The sequence below is a fragment of the Shewanella sp. SW1 genome (assembly GCF_025653545.1).
GTDB classification, from domain to species: Bacteria; Pseudomonadota; Gammaproteobacteria; order Enterobacterales; family Shewanellaceae; genus Shewanella; species Shewanella oncorhynchi.
Genome location: NZ_JAKKSG010000017.1, coordinates 82,850 through 100,121, shown reverse-complemented (window position 1 = coordinate 100,121; position 17,272 = coordinate 82,850). Strand labels below are relative to the sequence as shown.

Annotated in this window: 14 protein-coding genes; 9 read left to right on the top strand and 5 right to left on the bottom strand. The window is 46.5% G+C overall.

The features are described from left to right. Positions 1–217: 217 nt before the first annotated feature. The 3 genes from L5M71_RS15910 to L5M71_RS15900 all read left to right on the top strand — a co-directional run bounded on the left by L5M71_RS15910 (position 218) and on the right by L5M71_RS15900 (position 5,824). A complete protein-coding gene (locus L5M71_RS15910; RefSeq protein ID WP_263208669.1) occupies positions 218–1,942 on the top strand; it encodes an RluA family pseudouridine synthase in 1,725 nt (574 codons plus the stop codon). Between the two features lie 143 nt (positions 1,943–2,085). Then, positions 2,086–3,552 carry a DUF3142 domain-containing protein gene (locus L5M71_RS15905; protein WP_263208668.1) on the top strand — a complete coding sequence of 489 codons (1,467 nt, stop codon included), beginning with the start codon at positions 2,086–2,088 and terminating at the stop codon, positions 3,550–3,552. Beyond that, a complete protein-coding gene (locus L5M71_RS15900) occupies positions 3,542–5,824 on the top strand; it encodes a hypothetical protein (RefSeq protein ID WP_263208667.1) in 2,283 nt (760 codons plus the stop codon). The genes L5M71_RS15905 and L5M71_RS15900 overlap by 11 nt, the downstream gene beginning before the upstream one ends. A 68-nt stretch (positions 5,825–5,892) precedes the next feature. On the opposite strand, the gene L5M71_RS15895 is transcribed toward L5M71_RS15900, so the two are convergent. The 5 genes from L5M71_RS15895 to L5M71_RS15875 all read right to left on the bottom strand — a co-directional run bounded on the left by L5M71_RS15895 (position 5,893) and on the right by L5M71_RS15875 (position 10,173). Next, complete coding sequence (locus tag L5M71_RS15895) at positions 5,893–6,846, bottom strand: D-2-hydroxyacid dehydrogenase (protein ID WP_263208666.1); 954 nt, start codon at positions 6,844–6,846, stop codon at positions 5,893–5,895. A 35-nt stretch (positions 6,847–6,881) separates the two neighbouring features. Continuing rightward, positions 6,882–7,514, bottom strand: a complete 633-nt coding sequence (locus L5M71_RS15890) for a porin family protein (protein WP_263208665.1) — start codon at positions 7,512–7,514, stop codon at positions 6,882–6,884. 41 nt (positions 7,515–7,555) lie between these two features. Next, entirely contained in the window at positions 7,556–8,344 is a 789-nt protein-coding gene (gene djlA, locus L5M71_RS15885; protein WP_113939902.1) for a co-chaperone DjlA, read from the bottom strand. A 69-nt stretch (positions 8,345–8,413) separates the two neighbouring features. Beyond that, entirely contained in the window at positions 8,414–9,091 is a 678-nt protein-coding gene (murU, locus tag L5M71_RS15880) for an N-acetylmuramate alpha-1-phosphate uridylyltransferase MurU (protein WP_263208664.1), read from the bottom strand. Then, positions 9,088–10,173, bottom strand: a complete 1,086-nt coding sequence (locus L5M71_RS15875; RefSeq protein WP_263208663.1) for an aminoglycoside phosphotransferase family protein — start codon at positions 10,171–10,173, stop codon at positions 9,088–9,090. Before L5M71_RS15875 ends, murU begins: the two co-directional genes overlap by 4 nt. Before the next feature lie 117 nt (positions 10,174–10,290). On the opposite strand from L5M71_RS15875, the gene lptD reads away from it, so the two are divergent. The 6 genes from lptD (at position 10,291) to L5M71_RS15845 (ending at position 17,225) form a co-directional block, all read left to right on the top strand. Continuing rightward, positions 10,291–12,588, top strand: coding sequence for an LPS assembly protein LptD (gene lptD / locus L5M71_RS15870; RefSeq protein ID WP_263208662.1), 2,298 nt, complete (start codon positions 10,291–10,293; stop codon positions 12,586–12,588). Positions 12,589–12,830: 242 nt separating this feature from the next. After that, the gene (gene surA / locus L5M71_RS15865; RefSeq protein ID WP_263208661.1) at positions 12,831–14,135 is read left to right on the top strand and encodes a peptidylprolyl isomerase SurA; all 1,305 of its coding nucleotides are present in this window, start codon (positions 12,831–12,833) and stop codon (positions 14,133–14,135) included. Between the two features lie 6 nt (positions 14,136–14,141). After that, positions 14,142–15,128 (top strand): 4-hydroxythreonine-4-phosphate dehydrogenase PdxA, encoded by a 987-nt coding sequence (gene pdxA, locus L5M71_RS15860; protein WP_259581771.1) that lies wholly within the window; start codon positions 14,142–14,144, stop codon positions 15,126–15,128. Between the two features lie 15 nt (positions 15,129–15,143). After that, on the top strand, positions 15,144–15,950 hold the full coding sequence (rsmA, locus tag L5M71_RS15855; RefSeq protein ID WP_263208660.1) for a 16S rRNA (adenine(1518)-N(6)/adenine(1519)-N(6))-dimethyltransferase RsmA: 807 nt from the start codon (positions 15,144–15,146) through the stop codon (positions 15,948–15,950). Positions 15,951–15,998: 48 nt separating this feature from the next. Then, positions 15,999–16,379, top strand: a complete 381-nt coding sequence (apaG, locus tag L5M71_RS15850) for a Co2+/Mg2+ efflux protein ApaG (RefSeq protein ID WP_259581772.1) — start codon at positions 15,999–16,001, stop codon at positions 16,377–16,379. Positions 16,380–16,400: 21 nt separating this feature from the next. Further along, positions 16,401–17,225 carry a symmetrical bis(5'-nucleosyl)-tetraphosphatase gene (locus L5M71_RS15845; RefSeq protein ID WP_263208659.1) on the top strand — a complete coding sequence of 275 codons (825 nt, stop codon included), beginning with the start codon at positions 16,401–16,403 and terminating at the stop codon, positions 17,223–17,225. Positions 17,226–17,272 lie beyond the last annotated feature (47 nt).

The window sequence follows — 17,272 nt, the reverse complement described above, 5'->3', positions numbered from 1 at the left end:
GCTTTAAGTACAAGCTACACATCAAAGGGAAATGCGCTTTAATGCCATTTCCCTTTTTCAACACAGAGCCACACCAATAAAAAGTGACTGCCCAAAATCGACAGAGTAAACTAACGCCCTTTCTTGCTTGCCCTCAGCTTGCATTTAGGTAAATCCTAAGTTGTGGCTTAACTCTGATAATTACCCCAGATAAGTAAAACCAACAGTAGACCCCAATATGCATCTTCAGCCTTCTTGCTTTACCTCTTTCACACAAGCCATTGATGCCTATGCCCTGCCGCAACGTTTTACCTTTCCTTTCTATTACGAACCGCATCCATTATGCGTGATCGCAGCCAACGAATTACAACGCCACCTTGAGACTCAAAACGATTGGCAACATAACTTTGGCCTCACGGGGGAGTTAACCGGTGCCATTGGTAAAATGTTTGGTGTACTTTTAGTGCAAGATCCGCAGGGGAAAGTGGGCTATTTGTCGGCATTTTCGGGCAAGTTAGCTGAGCAGAACCATTGGCCACGCTTCGTTCCACCTGTGTTTGATATGCTGGCTAAGGACAATTTTTTCCACGCCGAAAATCTGCAAATCAACCAAATTAACGAGCAGCTACTTGCAGTAGAAAATCATCCCGATATTCCTCGGCTATCGAGCGAACTCAACGCTGAGCAAGCTCAAGCACAAGCCAAGCTTGCCGCCCACAGGCAAGTGATGATCGACGGCCGTCAATCCCGCAAGACGCAGCGCAATCAACTCGCAGTGCAATGGGCTACCAATCCAACTGATGAGACTTTAGGTGAAAATACTGTAATCGAAGCCAAACTCAGCCAAGAAAGCATTAATGAAAAGAATCAGTTAAGAGATATTAAACGCTATTGGGATGAACGTATCCATGCCATCAGCCAAGCGTTAACTCTGCTCACTGATAAGCGTGACGCGTTAAGACTACAGCGTAAACAGCTCTCGGCGGCGCTGCAGCAAAAGCTGTTTGAGCAGTATCGTTTTTTGAATATTCGCGGCTCAGAAAAAAGCCTTAACGGCATATTTAACGGGACGGTTGAGTTAACACCGCCCGCAGGCTCGGGAGAATGTGCCGCCCCTAAGTTGCTACATTACGCCTTTAAACATGGTCTTAAACCATTAGCGATTGCCGAATTTTGGTGGGGGGCGCCGCCAAAATCAGAAATTCGCCAACATAAGCAATTTTATCCCGCCTGTCTGCGTAAATGCCAACCTATCTTGGGGCATATGCTCAACGGGCTCGTCGTCGATGATAATCCGCTGCTGACGAACCCCGCAGAAGGCAAAACCTTAAGCATCCTCTACCAAGACGAGGCGATGGCGATTGTGAACAAACCCGCCGAATTTTTATCAGTGCCCGGCAAAGAGATTGAAGACTCAGTGTATTCGCGCATGCGGCAAACGTTTCCCAATGCCACAGGACCACTTATCGTCCACAGGCTCGATATGTCGACCTCGGGATTAATGGTGATCGCATTGACAAAAGACGCCCATAAACAGCTGCAAAAACAGTTTATCCAGCGCACAGTGACTAAGCGTTATGTGGCACTTTTAGCAGGGATCCCTACAGCAATGGCAGATAAGCAGGCAGCGGGACAAATCTCTTTACCCCTACGTGGCGATTTAGACGATAGACCGAGACAACTCGTTTGCCATGAGTTTGGCAAAGCGGCCCAAACCTATTGGGAATTAAGCCATATCGATGAAATGGCACGTACAGCCCGCGTATATCTATCCCCAAAAACGGGCCGAACCCATCAACTCAGAGTTCACTGCGCCCACTCAGAAGGGCTAAATACGCCCATTGTGGGTGACGATCTGTACGGCACTCGCGCCAATCGCCTGCATCTGCATGCCGATTTATTGATGCTTCAACATCCCGTCACCCGTGAACAGATGCGCTTTCAAGTCGATCCTGATTTTTGAGATCTGAGTTCTGATATTGATTAACAAGGCACCAAAAGGAAAACCAAGCTTAGTGGGCATTATCAGAAGTTTGACCGCGATGTATAAGTGGCATTTTTCGGGCATAGTAATGCCTCACTCAAAACGAAATCGACAGCGGTAGTATGGGCATAGGCAATCTGGTTAAAAACATAAGCCGAAATCAATGGTTCTTATTTGCTTTGTTGAGCGCCACCGTATTTATGAGCGCCTGTCAGCCAGCATCGAACGCTAATGAAACCACGGCTAGCCCAAATACCAGTGTCGCAGTAAAAGCCGCTACAGAAGCAACAACGCTTCGAGCGCCACTTTCGCAGCAAGTCTATATCTGGCAGCGCCAATGGCGCCCCGCCAATCAAACGGCATTAGTGCAAAGCCAAGGTGCATTCCAAGGATTACGTATTTTAGCGCTGCAAGCGCATCCAAAACCCAATGGTGCCGATATTTGGTTTGAAGTTGCGGTCAATCATGCTTGGTTGCAGGCGGATCCTAGGCCAAAAATTGCCGTGATTCGCTTAGATGGTCAGTTCGTGCATTTAAATGATGAACAAGTGATCAATAAAATCAACCAAGTACTGACAGATTGGCAGGCAAAAGGCACGCACATCGCGGGGGTTGAAATCGACCACGACAGTGCCAACAGTAAACTGCCAGCCTATCGGGATTTTCTTACAAAGCTTAAAGCGCAGTTACCCACAGAACTCAAACTCAGCATTACTGCACTGCCCGCTTGGCTCAATAGTGCCGATTTCCCCGCATTACTCACCAGTATTGATGAACTCGTGCTACAAATTCACAGCGTAAGCGATCCACGCCTCGGGCTATTCGATGCTACTCAAGGTTGGCAGTGGGTGCAGCAACTCTCAAATATCAGCACTGTGCCTTACCTTATTGCGCTCCCCGCCTATGGTTCGGCGGTCATCAGTACAGCTTCAGGTTATCAAGTTGAAAGTGAAACACCGCTGCGCGATCAACTCCAATCAGCCAATGTAGTACAGGAACTGATGGCCGATCCTCTAGTATTACAAGCCTTTGTGCAAAAACTACACACTCAAAAAGATGCCAAACTCAGAGGCATTATCTGGTTTCGGCTGCCGCTGGAAGGGGATAAAAGGGTTTGGCCACTCGACACCTTAATCGCCGTTGCACAGCAAGGTGAACTTGCCGCCAAGATTGAATTAGTGATCTCGAGCGATAACAAGGCCACAACCCAAACGACATTAGCCGCTGAAAATAAGCCAAAAAATCTGGAAATCCGCAAGCCACAGCTATTCCAACTGAGCTTAATGAATCACGGTAATATTGCAGGTGAAATTCCTCCTCTTTTGTCGCTAGCGGGACAAGCTTGCAGCGGGTATGATGCGCAAAATGGCTATAGCGTAATACAAAAAGATGGGCTGTTAACGTGGCAATGGCGAGCTGAGAATACAGCAGCGTTGACACCAACCAAAACAGTTTCACGCACTGCAATCATGCCTATGCCGCAATCAAACAGAGACATTCAAACACACATGCTCAACCCTGGCGGCCAAAAAGTGATAGGCTGGGCACGTTGTGAGTCATTATATTTACAGGGAATTTATGCGCCATAAGCCAAAACTATCGTTTACCATGGCAACACCCAATCGGGCTTTTATGCTTAAAAAGACCACGCTCATTTGTTTAAGCTTATTTTCCCCTATGCTATTGGCCTGCGGCCCCGATTTTCCTTTGCAACTCACTCAGGATAGGCAGAGCAATCTCAGTTATTTACCGCAAACCTCCTTTAGCCAACAGCTCACCGCCCTCGCAAAACCTTTGCCTTGGCAGTATCAAGATGCACCCGCTGCACAAGAATATCTCTGGGATGAAGTGCATAGCCGTTATCTTTCACAAACTCGCGCCTTTGAAAACAGCGAGTTAAGTGATGCCCATTTGGCCTTAGTGAACACTTTGCGGGATGCAACGGGTCCCATTGAAGCCGAGCAAATGGCCGCTAAGTTAGACAAAGATCTACCACAAGCGCTAACTTGGTACACCTTAGGTGCCGTAGCGTTTGAAGCAAAAGATTATGAGAGGGCGAGTAACTATTTCAGCAAAATCATTAAATTACCACAAAACGAACGCGCATCTCGTAGCCTGTGGGCACTCTATTCGCTGTCGCGTATTGAGCTTATCTTAAGCAAGACTTCGGCTGATCCTGAACATTTTAATCGTGCCAATGCTTACCTAACACAATTACAAACCGAAGTCGCACAAGGCGCCGCCGATCCCCTGCGTTTGAGTTTAGCGAGCTTAGGTGAGCAAGCCTATATCCTGCTACACCAAGGCCAGCCGCTCCCGCAATTGACCAATCTAGGGGCAGGTGAAACTGAGTCAGAGCTGAAAATGACTCTCACCCCTGATGCACTGAATAAAGCTATTGAGCTCTACGCCACCCAATCGGTACAGGGTGATAGCGGCGGTTATGATTCCTTATTGATGTTAAGCCGCACTTTGATGGGTAAAGAGATTGCTGAACTTAAACCGCTACTGCAACAGGCGAGCGTGCAGCAGTTATTGATTGCCTATTGGCAAAGCAGCACTAATGAATTCGCCTACAATGGCCAGCTTTCAGAAATGGGATTAAAGGTTGCAGAGCTCCTTAAAGTATTTCCAACCGATGGCTTACAGCTCAACCATGGCGATAAATTAGCGGCGATTTATTACCAGTTAGGTGATTATGCCAGTGCTGAGCGCCTATTAACGCTAGCGAAACCGAGCGGCCTCACTTGGTGGCTCAACGCAAAATTAATGCTACAAAAGGGCGATCAAGCAGAAGCGGCCAAGGCCTATGCTCAGGCAGCGCGTCACTTCCCTGAGCAACTCAATAAGATCTCGGCCACTGTTGACGCTAAAGAAACTCAGCAACAAGCCATTAATGCCGATGAAGATACAGCCACTTACTGTCGTATTCGTGCCGAGCAAGGAGTGTTGTCACTAGAGCGTGGCGAATATGTCGATGCGCTCAATCACTTACTCGCCAGCGGTGATGAGTACTGGCAAGACATCGCCTATGTGGCGGAGCGCGTGCTCACCACGGCTGAACTTAAGTTATTTATCGACGAACATGTGCCATTTATCGCCTTTGAATACCCTAAAGACAGCGACTGGTACGATAATATTGAGCCAATTAACAACCGCTTGCGCTACTTGCTAGGTCGCAGGCTATTACGCGAAGGCGCGATAGCTGAAGCGCCGGTTTACTTCCCTAATCCTAAACTGAATGCCAGCGCCCTTGCCTATGGCACAGAGTTGAATGCAGCGAAAAAAACAAAAGGCATTGATAGCGCTAAGGCCTATTGGGCTGTTGCCGAACTTGCCCGCCACCAAGGCATGGAACTCTTAGGGTTTGAATTAGCCCCGGATTACACTATTTACCAAGGTGTCTTCGATCTAAGCGATTGGAATGAACCGAGCAAACTGGCAGAGAAAGAACAGCTGCGGATCAGTGCCAGCCAAGCAATCCCCGATAAACGCTTCCATTATCGCTACACGGCAGCAGAACTAGCCAACAAGGCATCGGATCATGTACCCCACAACAGCCAAGCCTATGCAGCGCTACTCTGCCAAGCCACAGGTTGGGTATTGTATCGAGATCAAGAACTTGCCCTACGTTACTATAAAAAATACGTCGCCAACGGCCCCTTTGTGCCTTGGGCCGAGAACTTTGGTTTGCAGTGTGAAGCGCCCGATTTTGACGGTGCAGTAAAACGAGCGCAGGCGAATGAAATGGCAGAATGGAACGCCCTGTACCACAAGCTGAAAAAGCCCGTCGTATTTGGCGTATTAGCCCTCACAGGCTTATTGGGTGTGTGGTGGATGCGTAGAAGAAAAACTCAATAATAAATAACCATTTACGTCTTTCTCTCTCAACATCGACATGATGAAAAGAGAGAAAGACGCATACCGCTTTACTTGTTCACACAGTTAATCACGTCACCCTTCAAATAACCGTTCAAATTCGCCACGGCAATATTGAGTAGACTTTGTCTGGCTTCCTTAGTCGCCCACGCATTGTGGGGACTAATGCTGATATTCGGTGCATACAATAAGGGATTATCCGCGCTGGGCGGCTCGGTCGATAATACATCGACACCGGCAAATAAGCGGTTTTGTGAAAGCGCAGCAGCAAGCGCGGCCTCATCAATTAATCCACCGCGCGCCGTATTAATCAGCAGCGCATTAGGCTTCATCAAGGCAAGAGTTTGTTGATTGATAAATTGCTCAGTTTCAGGGGTAAGTGGGCAATGCAGCGAGATAATATCTGATTCGCTCAGCACAGTATCACGCGGTACCCAAGTGGCACCTTGGGGCAAGTCTTTGATAACTGAACGCGTATTGACGAGCACTTTCATCCCGAATGCGAGGGCGAGTGTTCCCACCTGCTGACCGATATCGCCATAACCTATTAAGCCTAAAGTCTTGCCTTTTAAAGATTGCAACGGCATTAAAGTAAAACAAAAATCTTGGCAGTTCACCCACTGGCCATCGACCACAGCTTGATGATGGGCGGCCACGGCTTGGGTGTGATGCAGTATATGGGCAAACACCATCTGCGCTACGGCATCGGGCGCATAGGCCGGCACATTCGTAACCACTATGCCTTGCGCTTTAGCTGCCGCGATATCAACAACGTTCGTGCCCGTTGCCAATACACCTATATATTTAAGTACGGGAAGTTGCGCCAGAGTCTTAGCATTAAGCGGCGTTTTATTGGTGAGAATGACTTCAGCACCTTGGGCTCGCGCGACAATATCAGCGCCACTTGTGCGGGGAAAACACGCAAACTCGCCTAATTCATTTAAGGATTGCCAGCTGAGATCGCCAGGATTTAAGGTTTCACCATCAAGTACGACTATTTTCATGCCACTAAATCTCCTTTTAAGACGATGTGTTAGTGCTAAAAACTGACTTTGAACCCAAGGTTAGCCTGAGCCTGCCACATCACATCTGACGTAATATGCCATAGGCAATCATCTTCATTGCAAAACAGCGAAGTGTCACTGTTGATAAACGTCGCATAACCCCGAATATCCGCAAACAAGCCAAAGTGTGGCGTTACTTGATACTCTACCCCGCCACCAATCCCCATGGAGAAACGCGTTTCGCTCGACCAACCGCTGGGCAGCATGCGAGTGATCCCCGCGCTGGCAGTGACATAGGGCTGGATATCGCCACGGGGGAAATATAAAGTGCCACCCAAATGGATATAATCTAAATCTAACGAGGTAAGAAAGTCTGGCGTAAACAAGCCGCCACTTTTCAGTTCAGAGGCTTGATGACTATATAAAAGATAAATATTACCGGGATCATTCGTACCAATACCCACCATCAAACCGTAATGACTCGACTCCTCGACCTTCACATCGGCCTTATCACCCGTTTGATCTGTGTTGACCTCATATTGATTCACATCAAATTGACCGCCCCCCAGACTATAACCACCAAAAGGAGCGATAAACACCTCGGCCTGCGTAGACATAGCCACAGGTAACAAACTCGCCAACAGCAACAAACGGTAAGTGTTTTTCATAATGAATTCCTTATCTTTTACAAAAACCAATTTTATCAAGGCTAACGCATACCGCGCTCAGACTTGACTCTGTCATAGGCTGCTTGAATATCCTGAGCCTTACGATTAGCTAGCTCCATCATTTCCGGTGGCAACCCTTTCGCCACTAACTTATCGGGATGATGTTCATTCATCAATTTACGGTAAGCCCGTTTAACTTCTTGGTCGCTAGCTTCGTTCGTAATGCCAAGTAAACTGTAGGCATCAGTAATCGATGTTTTATTGCCACTCGATGTTTGATGGAAACGAAACTCCGCCTGCCAGCGTTTAAGTAATTCATCTAACTGCGCTCGACCATAACCTAACTCTTGAGCAATCGTCATCAAGATAGCGTGCTCAGCGGGATCCAATTCACCATCAGACAGTGCCGTTTGGATCTGGATTTCGATGAACATCTGCACTAACTCTTTGCGTCCCATCGTAATAACACGGAAAGCTTGTAAGCTGCTACGTAGATCAAAATCCGCCGATTTACCTTCACGAAATGCCTGTTGCGCCTCTTTACGGGCTTCTCCCGTTAAACGCATTTGATCCATTAATAAGGTCGCAATGCGAATATCGGTTTCGGTAACATGTCCTGATGCTTTCGCCACATGCCCCATTACTGCAAATGTGGTATTAAAGAAAATGGCTTGGCGATTCTTAGCCTGCCCTAGAATCTGTCGAAAACCCACGCCCGATGCTGCACGCTTATCGTAAAGATGACCGAGCCACAAACCTAGCAGCGCACCAAAAATACGGCCGAACATAAAGCCAATGACAAATCCAAAAAACTTACCCCAAAGCCGCATCTTATTTCCTGATTTCTATTATGTATTTGATGCACTAGCTTAATCCTATGGATATGCCAGCACCGAAATTTACTTGTTACTTTGTAACCTTAGTTCAAGCGCTTGCAATCGTGCAATGGTACCGACATCACACCAAAATCCATTAAACAAGGCACCACTAACTCTGCCTTGAGCCATTTGCGATCGGAGCAACGGACCCAGTGCAAAGGCGCCCTGCGGCGTGTCATGAAATAGCGCAGGGTGATACATGCCCATGCCCGAAAACGTGTACTTAACATCGCCACGCTCCTGCACTTGATGACCATTCAAAGCAAAATCGCCATTTGGATGCTGCTCAGGATTAGGCACTAACCATAAGTGAGCGAGCCTATCCGCTGCCAGTTGCGTGATTGGCGGTAAAGCATCAATAAACACATCACCATTAATCACTAAAAAAGGTTCGTCGCTTCCGTCCTCACACAATAAAGACAAAGCGCGTTTAATACCGCCGCCGGTTTCTAACGCACTCTCTTCAGCGCTATACCGAATGCGCACCCCAAAAGTGCTGCCATCGCCCAGAGCTTCGACTAACTTATGCCCTAGCCAAGCATGGTTGATGACGATATCGACTATGCCTTTCGCGGCAAGTTTTTCAATATGATAAACAATCAGCGGCTTACCTAACACTGGCACCATAGGTTTAGGCAAACTGTCCGTTAACGGCCGTAACCTTTCCCCTCGTCCAGCGGCCAAGATCATGGCTTTCATTGCTTAACCTCAGATGAAGACTGACTCACACTAAACGCAGGTAACACACGACGAGTTAACCAGTGTGCAAATGGCACGAGTTCAGGATACTGCAGCGAGATGTCAACAATATACGTTAATGTCAGTGGAATATCCGCCATATACGCAGGTTTACTATCGCGATAGTTTAATCGTGCAAAAATCCCCACCGCCTTAATGTGGCGCTGTAAGCCCATGAGATCAAACCAAGTTTGATATTGCTCAAAAGGAGTCTGTGCAGGAATAAAACCAAGCGCTAATGCTTGCTGATAATGATACCGCATCAAGTCTGCGACTAACGGCTGCGGCCAACGAATATAACAATCGCGTAGTAGTGATACCGCATCGTAAGTCACAGGACCAACGACAGCATCCTGAAAATCAATCACGCACAGCTTGTCCGCTTGCAGCATAAGATTACGGCTATGGAAATCCCTATGCATTCCCACACTAGGTTGAGACAGCGCATTGCCGACGAGGCGATCAAAAGTATCATTCAGCAACTGCAACTCTGCCGCGTCCAAAGACAAATTAAGATGTGTTCCTAACAGCCACTCAGTAAAAATGTGTAATTCACGGCGCACAAAGGCTTCATCGTAGTTAGGTAATGCCTGTACTAAACCGCTATCAAAATTCTTACACTCAATCACAGCGGCCACTTGCGGTAATAAATCGAGCGCCTGACGGTAAAACCCTTCCACATTTTGTACTGTCAATACAGATAAGAGTTGGGTATCGCCCAAATCACTCATCAACATAAAACCCAAATCGGCATCGGCGTGGATTACTTTTGGAACTGTCAGTCCCACGGCTGAATAAGCATTCGACAGGGCAATAAAGGGGGCGATAGGCACTAACTGAGGCGGTGAATCGGCGGCGATAAAGGTAGCATCAGGCATCGAAATCCGAAAGTAACGCCTAAAACTTGCGTCTCCGGAAATCAACACAGGCATCACCTCACAGGAAAAATAAGCATTCAGCCACTGATTAAGGGAAAGAAATCTCGGATCGGATAAAGTCATTTCATGGCTCTTAAAGAAAAATTGCTTTATTATAGCTGGCATAGAATTTGGAAACAGCTAAGAAATTGAGAGATTTATTAAGCGATGTTGCGTTTGTCAATTGCAACTTTCCCCATCCATACTTGTCCAGAATAAGAAATCATAATTACTGACCTAAAGATGCAGATCCGATACCTTCTGGCCCTGAGCCTGTTACCGCAATTAGTCCTGGCAGACGACTCTCTAACCGCTTCGGCATCCCAATGCTTAATCGAACCGCCAGTACCCCGTATCGTATCTCAAACCCAAGGGATGAGTGCGGCTGAACTCAACAAAATTCGTATTGCGTCTGATAACACCAATGCCGAAATGGGGAAGCAGGCGATTTTCCGTGGCGATGTGGTTTTTAGCCAAGGCGATAGGCACATAGCAGCCGATGAGGCGATTTTAGATCAAGCCACTGAACAGTTTGATGCCAATGGTAATTTAGTCTTTCAAGACAGTAACTTCACCGTTACAGCCGAATCCTTACAAGCTCAAATGCGGACAAACCGTGCCACCCTTAAAGGCGCACAATATTGGATCCATGGCCAACAAGTTCACGGTGATGCCGAAAAACTGCAAATTACTATCAATAACAATTTAATTTTAACGAATACCAACTTCACTACTTGCCCTCCTGACAATGTGTCTTGGCTACTCGAGGCCGAAAAGATCAAGATCAACAGTGAAGAAGAATGGGGCGAAATTTGGAATGCCAAACTAAGAATTGGCGGTGTACCTGTATTCTATATTCCCTACATGACAGTCCCCGTTTCAGACAAACGTAAATCTGGCTTTCTCTACCCTAGTTTTAGCACTAGCACTACTGATGGTGTCGAAATTTCCGCACCCTATTATTGGAATATTGCCCCAGAGTACGATTTAACATTTACGCCTAGCTATATGTCAAACCGTGGTTTATTCACTAAAACAGAGTTTGGTTATCTGGCGGGTGCAGCCCAAAATGGCCGAGTCAATCTAGAATATCTAGGCAATGACCAATTGATCGATGGTAGCCCGAATCGCTATTTATATAACTGGCAGCATCAAGGGGCGATCGACAAAAATTGGCGTGTATTAGCGAATTTTACCGATGTATCAGATAACAATTATTTCAATGACTTAAAGTCAGATGTTAACCGTGCAACCGATAACCAGTTATCACGCATAGGTGAAATCAGCTACTTCGAAAGTAACTGGGATCTAAGCACCCGAGTACAAGATATTAAAGTACTGGGTGAGGATGAAAAACCATATCAAGTCATGCCTCAGGTTAACTTTAACTATCGTGCCGCTGATTTTTGGAACAATTTAGATTTTGGTTTCAATTCAGAGCTAACAAATTTTGCCCATCAGGACAACAATGTTAATACGGCGACTCGTTTGCACATGTCACCGAGTGTAACTCTGCCAATACATGGGCCTTCAGGCTCGCTCACCAGCCAAGTTAAGCTGATGCAGACCAATTATTGGCAGCATAACGAAGATCCTGACATAGTTGTTGACGACACAGTGAATCGCACCATCCCGCAGGTACGGATTAATGGTCAAATCAACTTCGAACGTTTTACTGAGCTTTTCGATCAAAACTACCGCCAAACGCTCGAGCCACAATTTCAATATCTTTATGTCGGCTACGAAGATCAACGCAACATAGGCATTTATGATACGGCTCAATTACAGGACGACTACTTTGGTCTATTCCGTGATCGTCGCTTCTCGGGTCTGGATCGAATTTCCGATGCAAATCAAGTCACTCTAGGTGTTACCACACGCCTATTTGATAGTCATAACCAAGAAGCCACTAAATTCAGCCTAGGACAAATTTTTTACCTGCAAGACAGTAAAGTCGGTTACGAAGACAGTATTTTTGAGTCTAATCAATCAACTTCAGTACTTGCTGCAGAGTTAGATACCCGCTTGTCCCATGATTGGTATATGGGGGCTGCGATTCAGTACGATACCAACACCAGTGACAATAAAAAATCTGAAGTCACCTTAGATTTCAGACCTGAAGCGAATAAATTGCTGCAATTTAGCTATCGCTATGTTCCAGATTTATTGAACTCAAATACCAATGATACAGTGAACATCTCCCAAGCGGGCGTTCGTGGCGCTTGGCCAATCAGTGATGACCTCTACTTTGTTGGTAATTGGTATTATGACCTTAACGAAAGTCGCAGTATTGAAACTTACACAGGTATCCAGTACGAATCATGCTGTTACGCAGTAAGACTTAGTTATCATTACCGCATTAAAACCAACTATGACGACAATATAGGTTCTGCCACAATTGATCCTCGTGAGCAGTTTGATAGTGGTGTCTACCTGAACTTAATCATTAAGGGACTCGGTGGTTCTGGCCCATTAGGCGTATCCGATATGCTCAATGACGGCCTGTTTAACTACAGAAAACCGCTTTATCTGAGGAATTAGCAAAGAATTGTGATAGATTGCTGAACCTCAACAAGGACTAAGAGTCCAAACAGATTAATGAGTGCTTTACCGTTCACCTTTTGCTAAAGCGAATAAAAACGGATCTTAAGGTCTAACCTTGCACTCAAATGCGTCGCCAAAAAATTACATTAGGGCAACTCACTGTAATTTCGATATAAATGGTAAAGTTATTTCAATTAAGCCGTCGAACCTGACCTTAGAACGTGCCAAGGATTTTGTGGATGAAACCCAGTAAACATCTGATTTTTGCTTTATTTGCACTCGCGATCAGCCAACCTACATTGGCCGCCCCCCAGCCGCTCGACCGCGTTGCAGTCCAAATTAACGACGGCATAGTGCTCGAAAGTGAAATCACTAACATGATTGACACTGTTAAAGCGAATGCCAAAGCAGCAAACCAATCATTACCTTCTGACAGTGCCCTGCGCACTCAGGTGATTGAGCGTTTAATCTTAACTCGCCTACAATTGCAAATGGCCAGTCGTATAGGGCTGAATATTGGTGACTTACAACTAGACCAAGCGATTGAAAACATCGCGCGTGAACAAAAAATGTCTGTCGCGCAGATGCAACAAAAAATTGAAAGCGAAGGTTTAAGTTTCAGCCAATACCGCGAACAATTGCGCGAAGAAATCACTCTAGGTGAAATTCAACGTATTCAAGTACAACGCCGTATTCAAGTATCACCACAGGAAATTACTAGCCTAGTCAAACTCATCCAAGAACAAGGGATGAAAGATGTGGAATACCAAATTGGCCATATCCTGATTGACGTGCCTAATAACCCCACCAGTGAACAACTCGAAGCATCAAGCAAACGCGCCAATATCGTCTTAGAACGTTTGAAGAGTGGTGAGGATTTCCGTCGTACCGCTATCGCTTCTTCTTCAGGTCCTAAAGCACTCGAAGGTGGTATTTGGGATTATATGAACATCAACGAAATGCCAACTCTGTTCGCCGAAGTGATCAACGGTGCGAAAATAGGTGACATTATCGGCCCGATTAAGAGTGGTGCAGGTTTCCATATTATTAAGATCATGGATGCTCGCGGCCTACAAACCAAAGAAATCGAAGAAGTTAGAGCGCGCCACATTTTGCTCAAGCCATCGCCGATCCTGTCAGAAGACCGCGCTAAAGCCATGCTTGAGCAATTCCTGAAGCAAATCCGCTCAGGTGAAGCTAAGTTTGAAGACCTAGCGCGTCAGTACTCAGAAGACCCTGGTTCGGCCACAAAAGGTGGTGAATTAGGTTGGGCAGAACCAAGCATTTACGTACCTGAGTTTGCTCAAACGCTCAACAGTTTGAAAAACGACCAAATTAGTGAGCCATTCCGTACCACTCACGGTTGGCATATCACTCAGTTAGAAGAACGCAGAAAAACCGATGCCACAGATCAGTTCAACAGCAACCGTGCGCACCAGTTGATCTTCCGTCGCAAATTTAACGAAGAACTGCAAAACTGGCTAGACGAAATGCGTTCAGACGCATACATTGAAATCTTCCAGCCAGAGACCAATCGAGGTTAATTCTAATTGAGCACTAAACGTATTGCCGTTACCCCTGGTGAACCCGCAGGTATTGGCCCCGATTTAGTCGTACAACTCGCTCAGCAGGCTTGGCCTGCTGAGTTAGTCGTTTGTGCGGATCCAGAATTATTAACCAGCCGTGCTAAACGACTCGGTTTGCAAGTGACTTTCCGTCCTTACCAGCCAAATCAAGCGCCTAAACCGCAAGAAGCGGGCACATTAACCATAGCGCCCTTCAAGCTAGTAAGCGAAGCAATTTGTGGTCAACTCGATGAGCAAAACAGCACTTATGTGGTTGAGACCTTGCGTTATGCGGGCGAGAAAAACATGAGCGGCGAGTTCGATGCAGTCGTGACAGGTCCGGTACACAAAGGCATTATCAATCAAGCGGGTATTTCCTTTAGTGGCCATACTGAGTTTTTTGCCCATCAAGCAAATTGCCCAGATGTGGTGATGATGCTAGCAACGCCGGGATTACAAGTGGCACTCGTGACCACACATATCCCGCTGGCCTATGTTGCAAAAGCGATAACACGTCAACGCCTACAGCATATTATCAAGATTTTACATGCCGATCTCATCAGCAAATTTGGCATAGTTTCACCGAAAATTTATGTTTGTGGCCTCAATCCACACGCAGGTGAAGACGGCCATTTAGGGCGTGAAGAAATCGACGTGATTATTCCTGCACTCAACGAGTTGCGAGAAGAGTTCCAGATGAATATTGTCGGCCCATTACCGGCCGATACCCTGTTCCAACCTAAATATTTACAGGACGCCGATGTCGTCTTGGCCATGTACCATGACCAAGGACTTCCCGTTCTCAAGTCACAAGGATTTGGCAAATCGGTAAACATCACCTTAGGTTTACCTTATATTCGTACCTCGGTTGACCATGGTACGGCGCTCGATCTCGCGGGTACAGGCAAAGCCGATATTGGCAGCTTTGTGTGTGCTCTGAATAAAGCCATTGAGTTATCCTCAAAGAACTAAACGATTACATTATTAATGAGCAACAAAGTACATTTAGGCCACACGGCCAGAAAGCGTTTCGGACAAAACTTCCTTACCGACGGCAATGTGATTGACCGCATTGTGGGTGCTATTGCCCCCGATAATCACCATGTGATGGTCGAAATCGGTCCAGGCCTTGGCGCCTTAACCGAACCCGTAGCCGAAGCTGTAGATAACCTGACCGTCGTCGAACTCGACCGCGATCTGGTTGAACGCTTACATCAACACCCTGTCCTTAAAGATAAACTGACCATTCACCAAGGTGATGCTCTGCAGTTTGATTTTGGCCAATTGAGTGTGCCTGGCAAAAAGATGAAAGTGTTCGGTAACTTACCTTACAACATTTCAACGCCGCTAATGTTCCACCTGTTCGAATTTGCCGAACAGATTGAAACCATGCACTTTATGCTGCAAAAAGAAGTGGTGCTGCGTTTATCGGCAAGCCCTGGCTGTAAAGCCTATGGTCGATTAACGGTAATGGCACAATACTTCTGCCAAGTGGTTCCGGTTCTCGAAGTGCCACCCCACAGCTTTACGCCCGCACCTAAGGTCGACTCAGCAGTCGTACGCTTGCTGCCATACGCGGTCAAGCCATATCCTTGCAAAGATGTGACCGTACTACGTCACCTTTGTACTACGGCGTTCAACATGCGTCGTAAGACTCTGCGTAATAACTTAAAGCACATGTTATCTGACGATGAGTTCGAGCAATTAGGGATTGACTCAAGTCAACGCCCAGAGCAGATTAGCGTGCAGCAGTATGTTGCTATGGCTAACATGGTTTGCGATAAGAAAGCATAAATATGTCTGGGCACTTAGGTGCCCTTTAACCAGAGCCTAGGAACAAGAATGAGCGCATTGGACACCTCCATTCGGGTTGAAGTTAAAACTGAATATATAGAGCAGCAGTCCTCACCCGAGGATGAAAAATACCTCTTCAGCTATACCATCACTATCATCAATTTAGGTGAGCTGGCCGCAAAACTCGAGACCCGTCACTGGATAATCACAGATGCCAATGGCAATACCAGTGAAGTCCAAGGCGCCGGAGTTGTCGGTGAAACGCCCACCATAGCGCCAAATACCGCCTATCAATACACTAGTGGCACTGTGCTCGATACGCCACTTGGCATAATGCATGGCACTTATGGCATGGTCAGCGAATCGGGTGAGCGTTTCCAAGCGACGATCCGTCCCTTCCGTTTAGCGACCCCAGGCTTACTACATTAATATCATTAGGAAAGGGGCACTGTGGCGCATTATTTTGTTGGTGATATTCAAGGCTGTTTCGCTGAATTACAAAAATTACTCGCTAAGGTTGATTTTAATCCCTCCCGTGATGAACTCTGGGCTGTAGGTGATCTTGTTGCTCGCGGACCAGACTCCTTAGCTACACTGCGCTTTTTTCGTTCTTTAGGTGATTCTGCAAAAACGGTTTTAGGCAATCACGATCTCCACTTAATGGCGTTGCACGGCAAGCTCAAACGCGCAAAGCCCAGCGATAATTTAACTGACATTCTTGAATCACCCGATATTTCAGCCTCAATTGACTGGCTGAGACAGCAACCCCTAATGCGTGAATTACCCGAACACCAGCTCATCATGAGTCATGCGGGTGTGCCACCGCAGTGGTCGCTTGAGATATTAAGAGAAGAAACCGCACTCGTCAGCCGTGCACTCAAACAAGATGATTATCTTGAGGTACTGATAGCCCAAATGTATTCGGATAGCGCCGAGCAATGGGACCCAAGTGCAATTGGCATAGAACGCTTACGTTACTGCATCAATGCATTAACACGCATGCGCTACCTCTATGTCGATGGCCGACTCGATTTTGATTGTAAACAACCTCCTGAAAACTGTACTAATCCACAACTCAAACCTTGGTTTGAGTTTGCTTCGCCCCTGCGCCAGAGTCACACCTTGGTTTTCGGCCATTGGGCTGCGCTGATGGGCAAGGTTGGCGATACTAAATTAAAGGCTTTAGATACAGGTTGTTGTTGGGGTGAACACTTAACACTATGGCATCTTGAAAAAGACCAAAAAATTACCCAAAAAAAGTTAAAAAAGAGTTAAACTAAAACAGCTTAAAGTCGATAACAGACTGAGCCGCCTAACCCTGA

Excerpts from the sequence above, each read along its gene's own strand:
- lptD (WP_263208662.1), top strand. The coding sequence starts at position 10,291 with ATGCAGATCCGATACCTTCTGGCCCTGAGCCTGTTACCGCAATTAGTC.
- L5M71_RS15875 (WP_263208663.1), bottom strand. The coding sequence starts at position 10,173 with ATGCCAGCTATAATAAAGCAATTTTTCTTTAAGAGCCATGAAATGACT.
- apaG (WP_259581772.1), top strand. The coding sequence starts at position 15,999 with ATGAGCGCATTGGACACCTCCATTCGGGTTGAAGTTAAAACTGAATAT.
- L5M71_RS15910 (WP_263208669.1), top strand. The coding sequence starts at position 218 with ATGCATCTTCAGCCTTCTTGCTTTACCTCTTTCACACAAGCCATTGAT.
- L5M71_RS15905 (WP_263208668.1), top strand. The coding sequence starts at position 2,086 with ATGGGCATAGGCAATCTGGTTAAAAACATAAGCCGAAATCAATGGTTC.
- L5M71_RS15890 (WP_263208665.1), bottom strand. The coding sequence starts at position 7,514 with ATGAAAAACACTTACCGTTTGTTGCTGTTGGCGAGTTTGTTACCTGTG.
- L5M71_RS15900 (WP_263208667.1), top strand. The coding sequence starts at position 3,542 with ATGCGCCATAAGCCAAAACTATCGTTTACCATGGCAACACCCAATCGG.
- murU (WP_263208664.1), bottom strand. The coding sequence starts at position 9,091 with ATGAAAGCCATGATCTTGGCCGCTGGACGAGGGGAAAGGTTACGGCCG.
- surA (WP_263208661.1), top strand. The coding sequence starts at position 12,831 with ATGAAACCCAGTAAACATCTGATTTTTGCTTTATTTGCACTCGCGATC.
- djlA (WP_113939902.1), bottom strand. The coding sequence starts at position 8,344 with ATGCGGCTTTGGGGTAAGTTTTTTGGATTTGTCATTGGCTTTATGTTC.
- L5M71_RS15895 (WP_263208666.1), bottom strand. The coding sequence starts at position 6,846 with ATGAAAATAGTCGTACTTGATGGTGAAACCTTAAATCCTGGCGATCTC.
- rsmA (WP_263208660.1), top strand. The coding sequence starts at position 15,144 with ATGAGCAACAAAGTACATTTAGGCCACACGGCCAGAAAGCGTTTCGGA.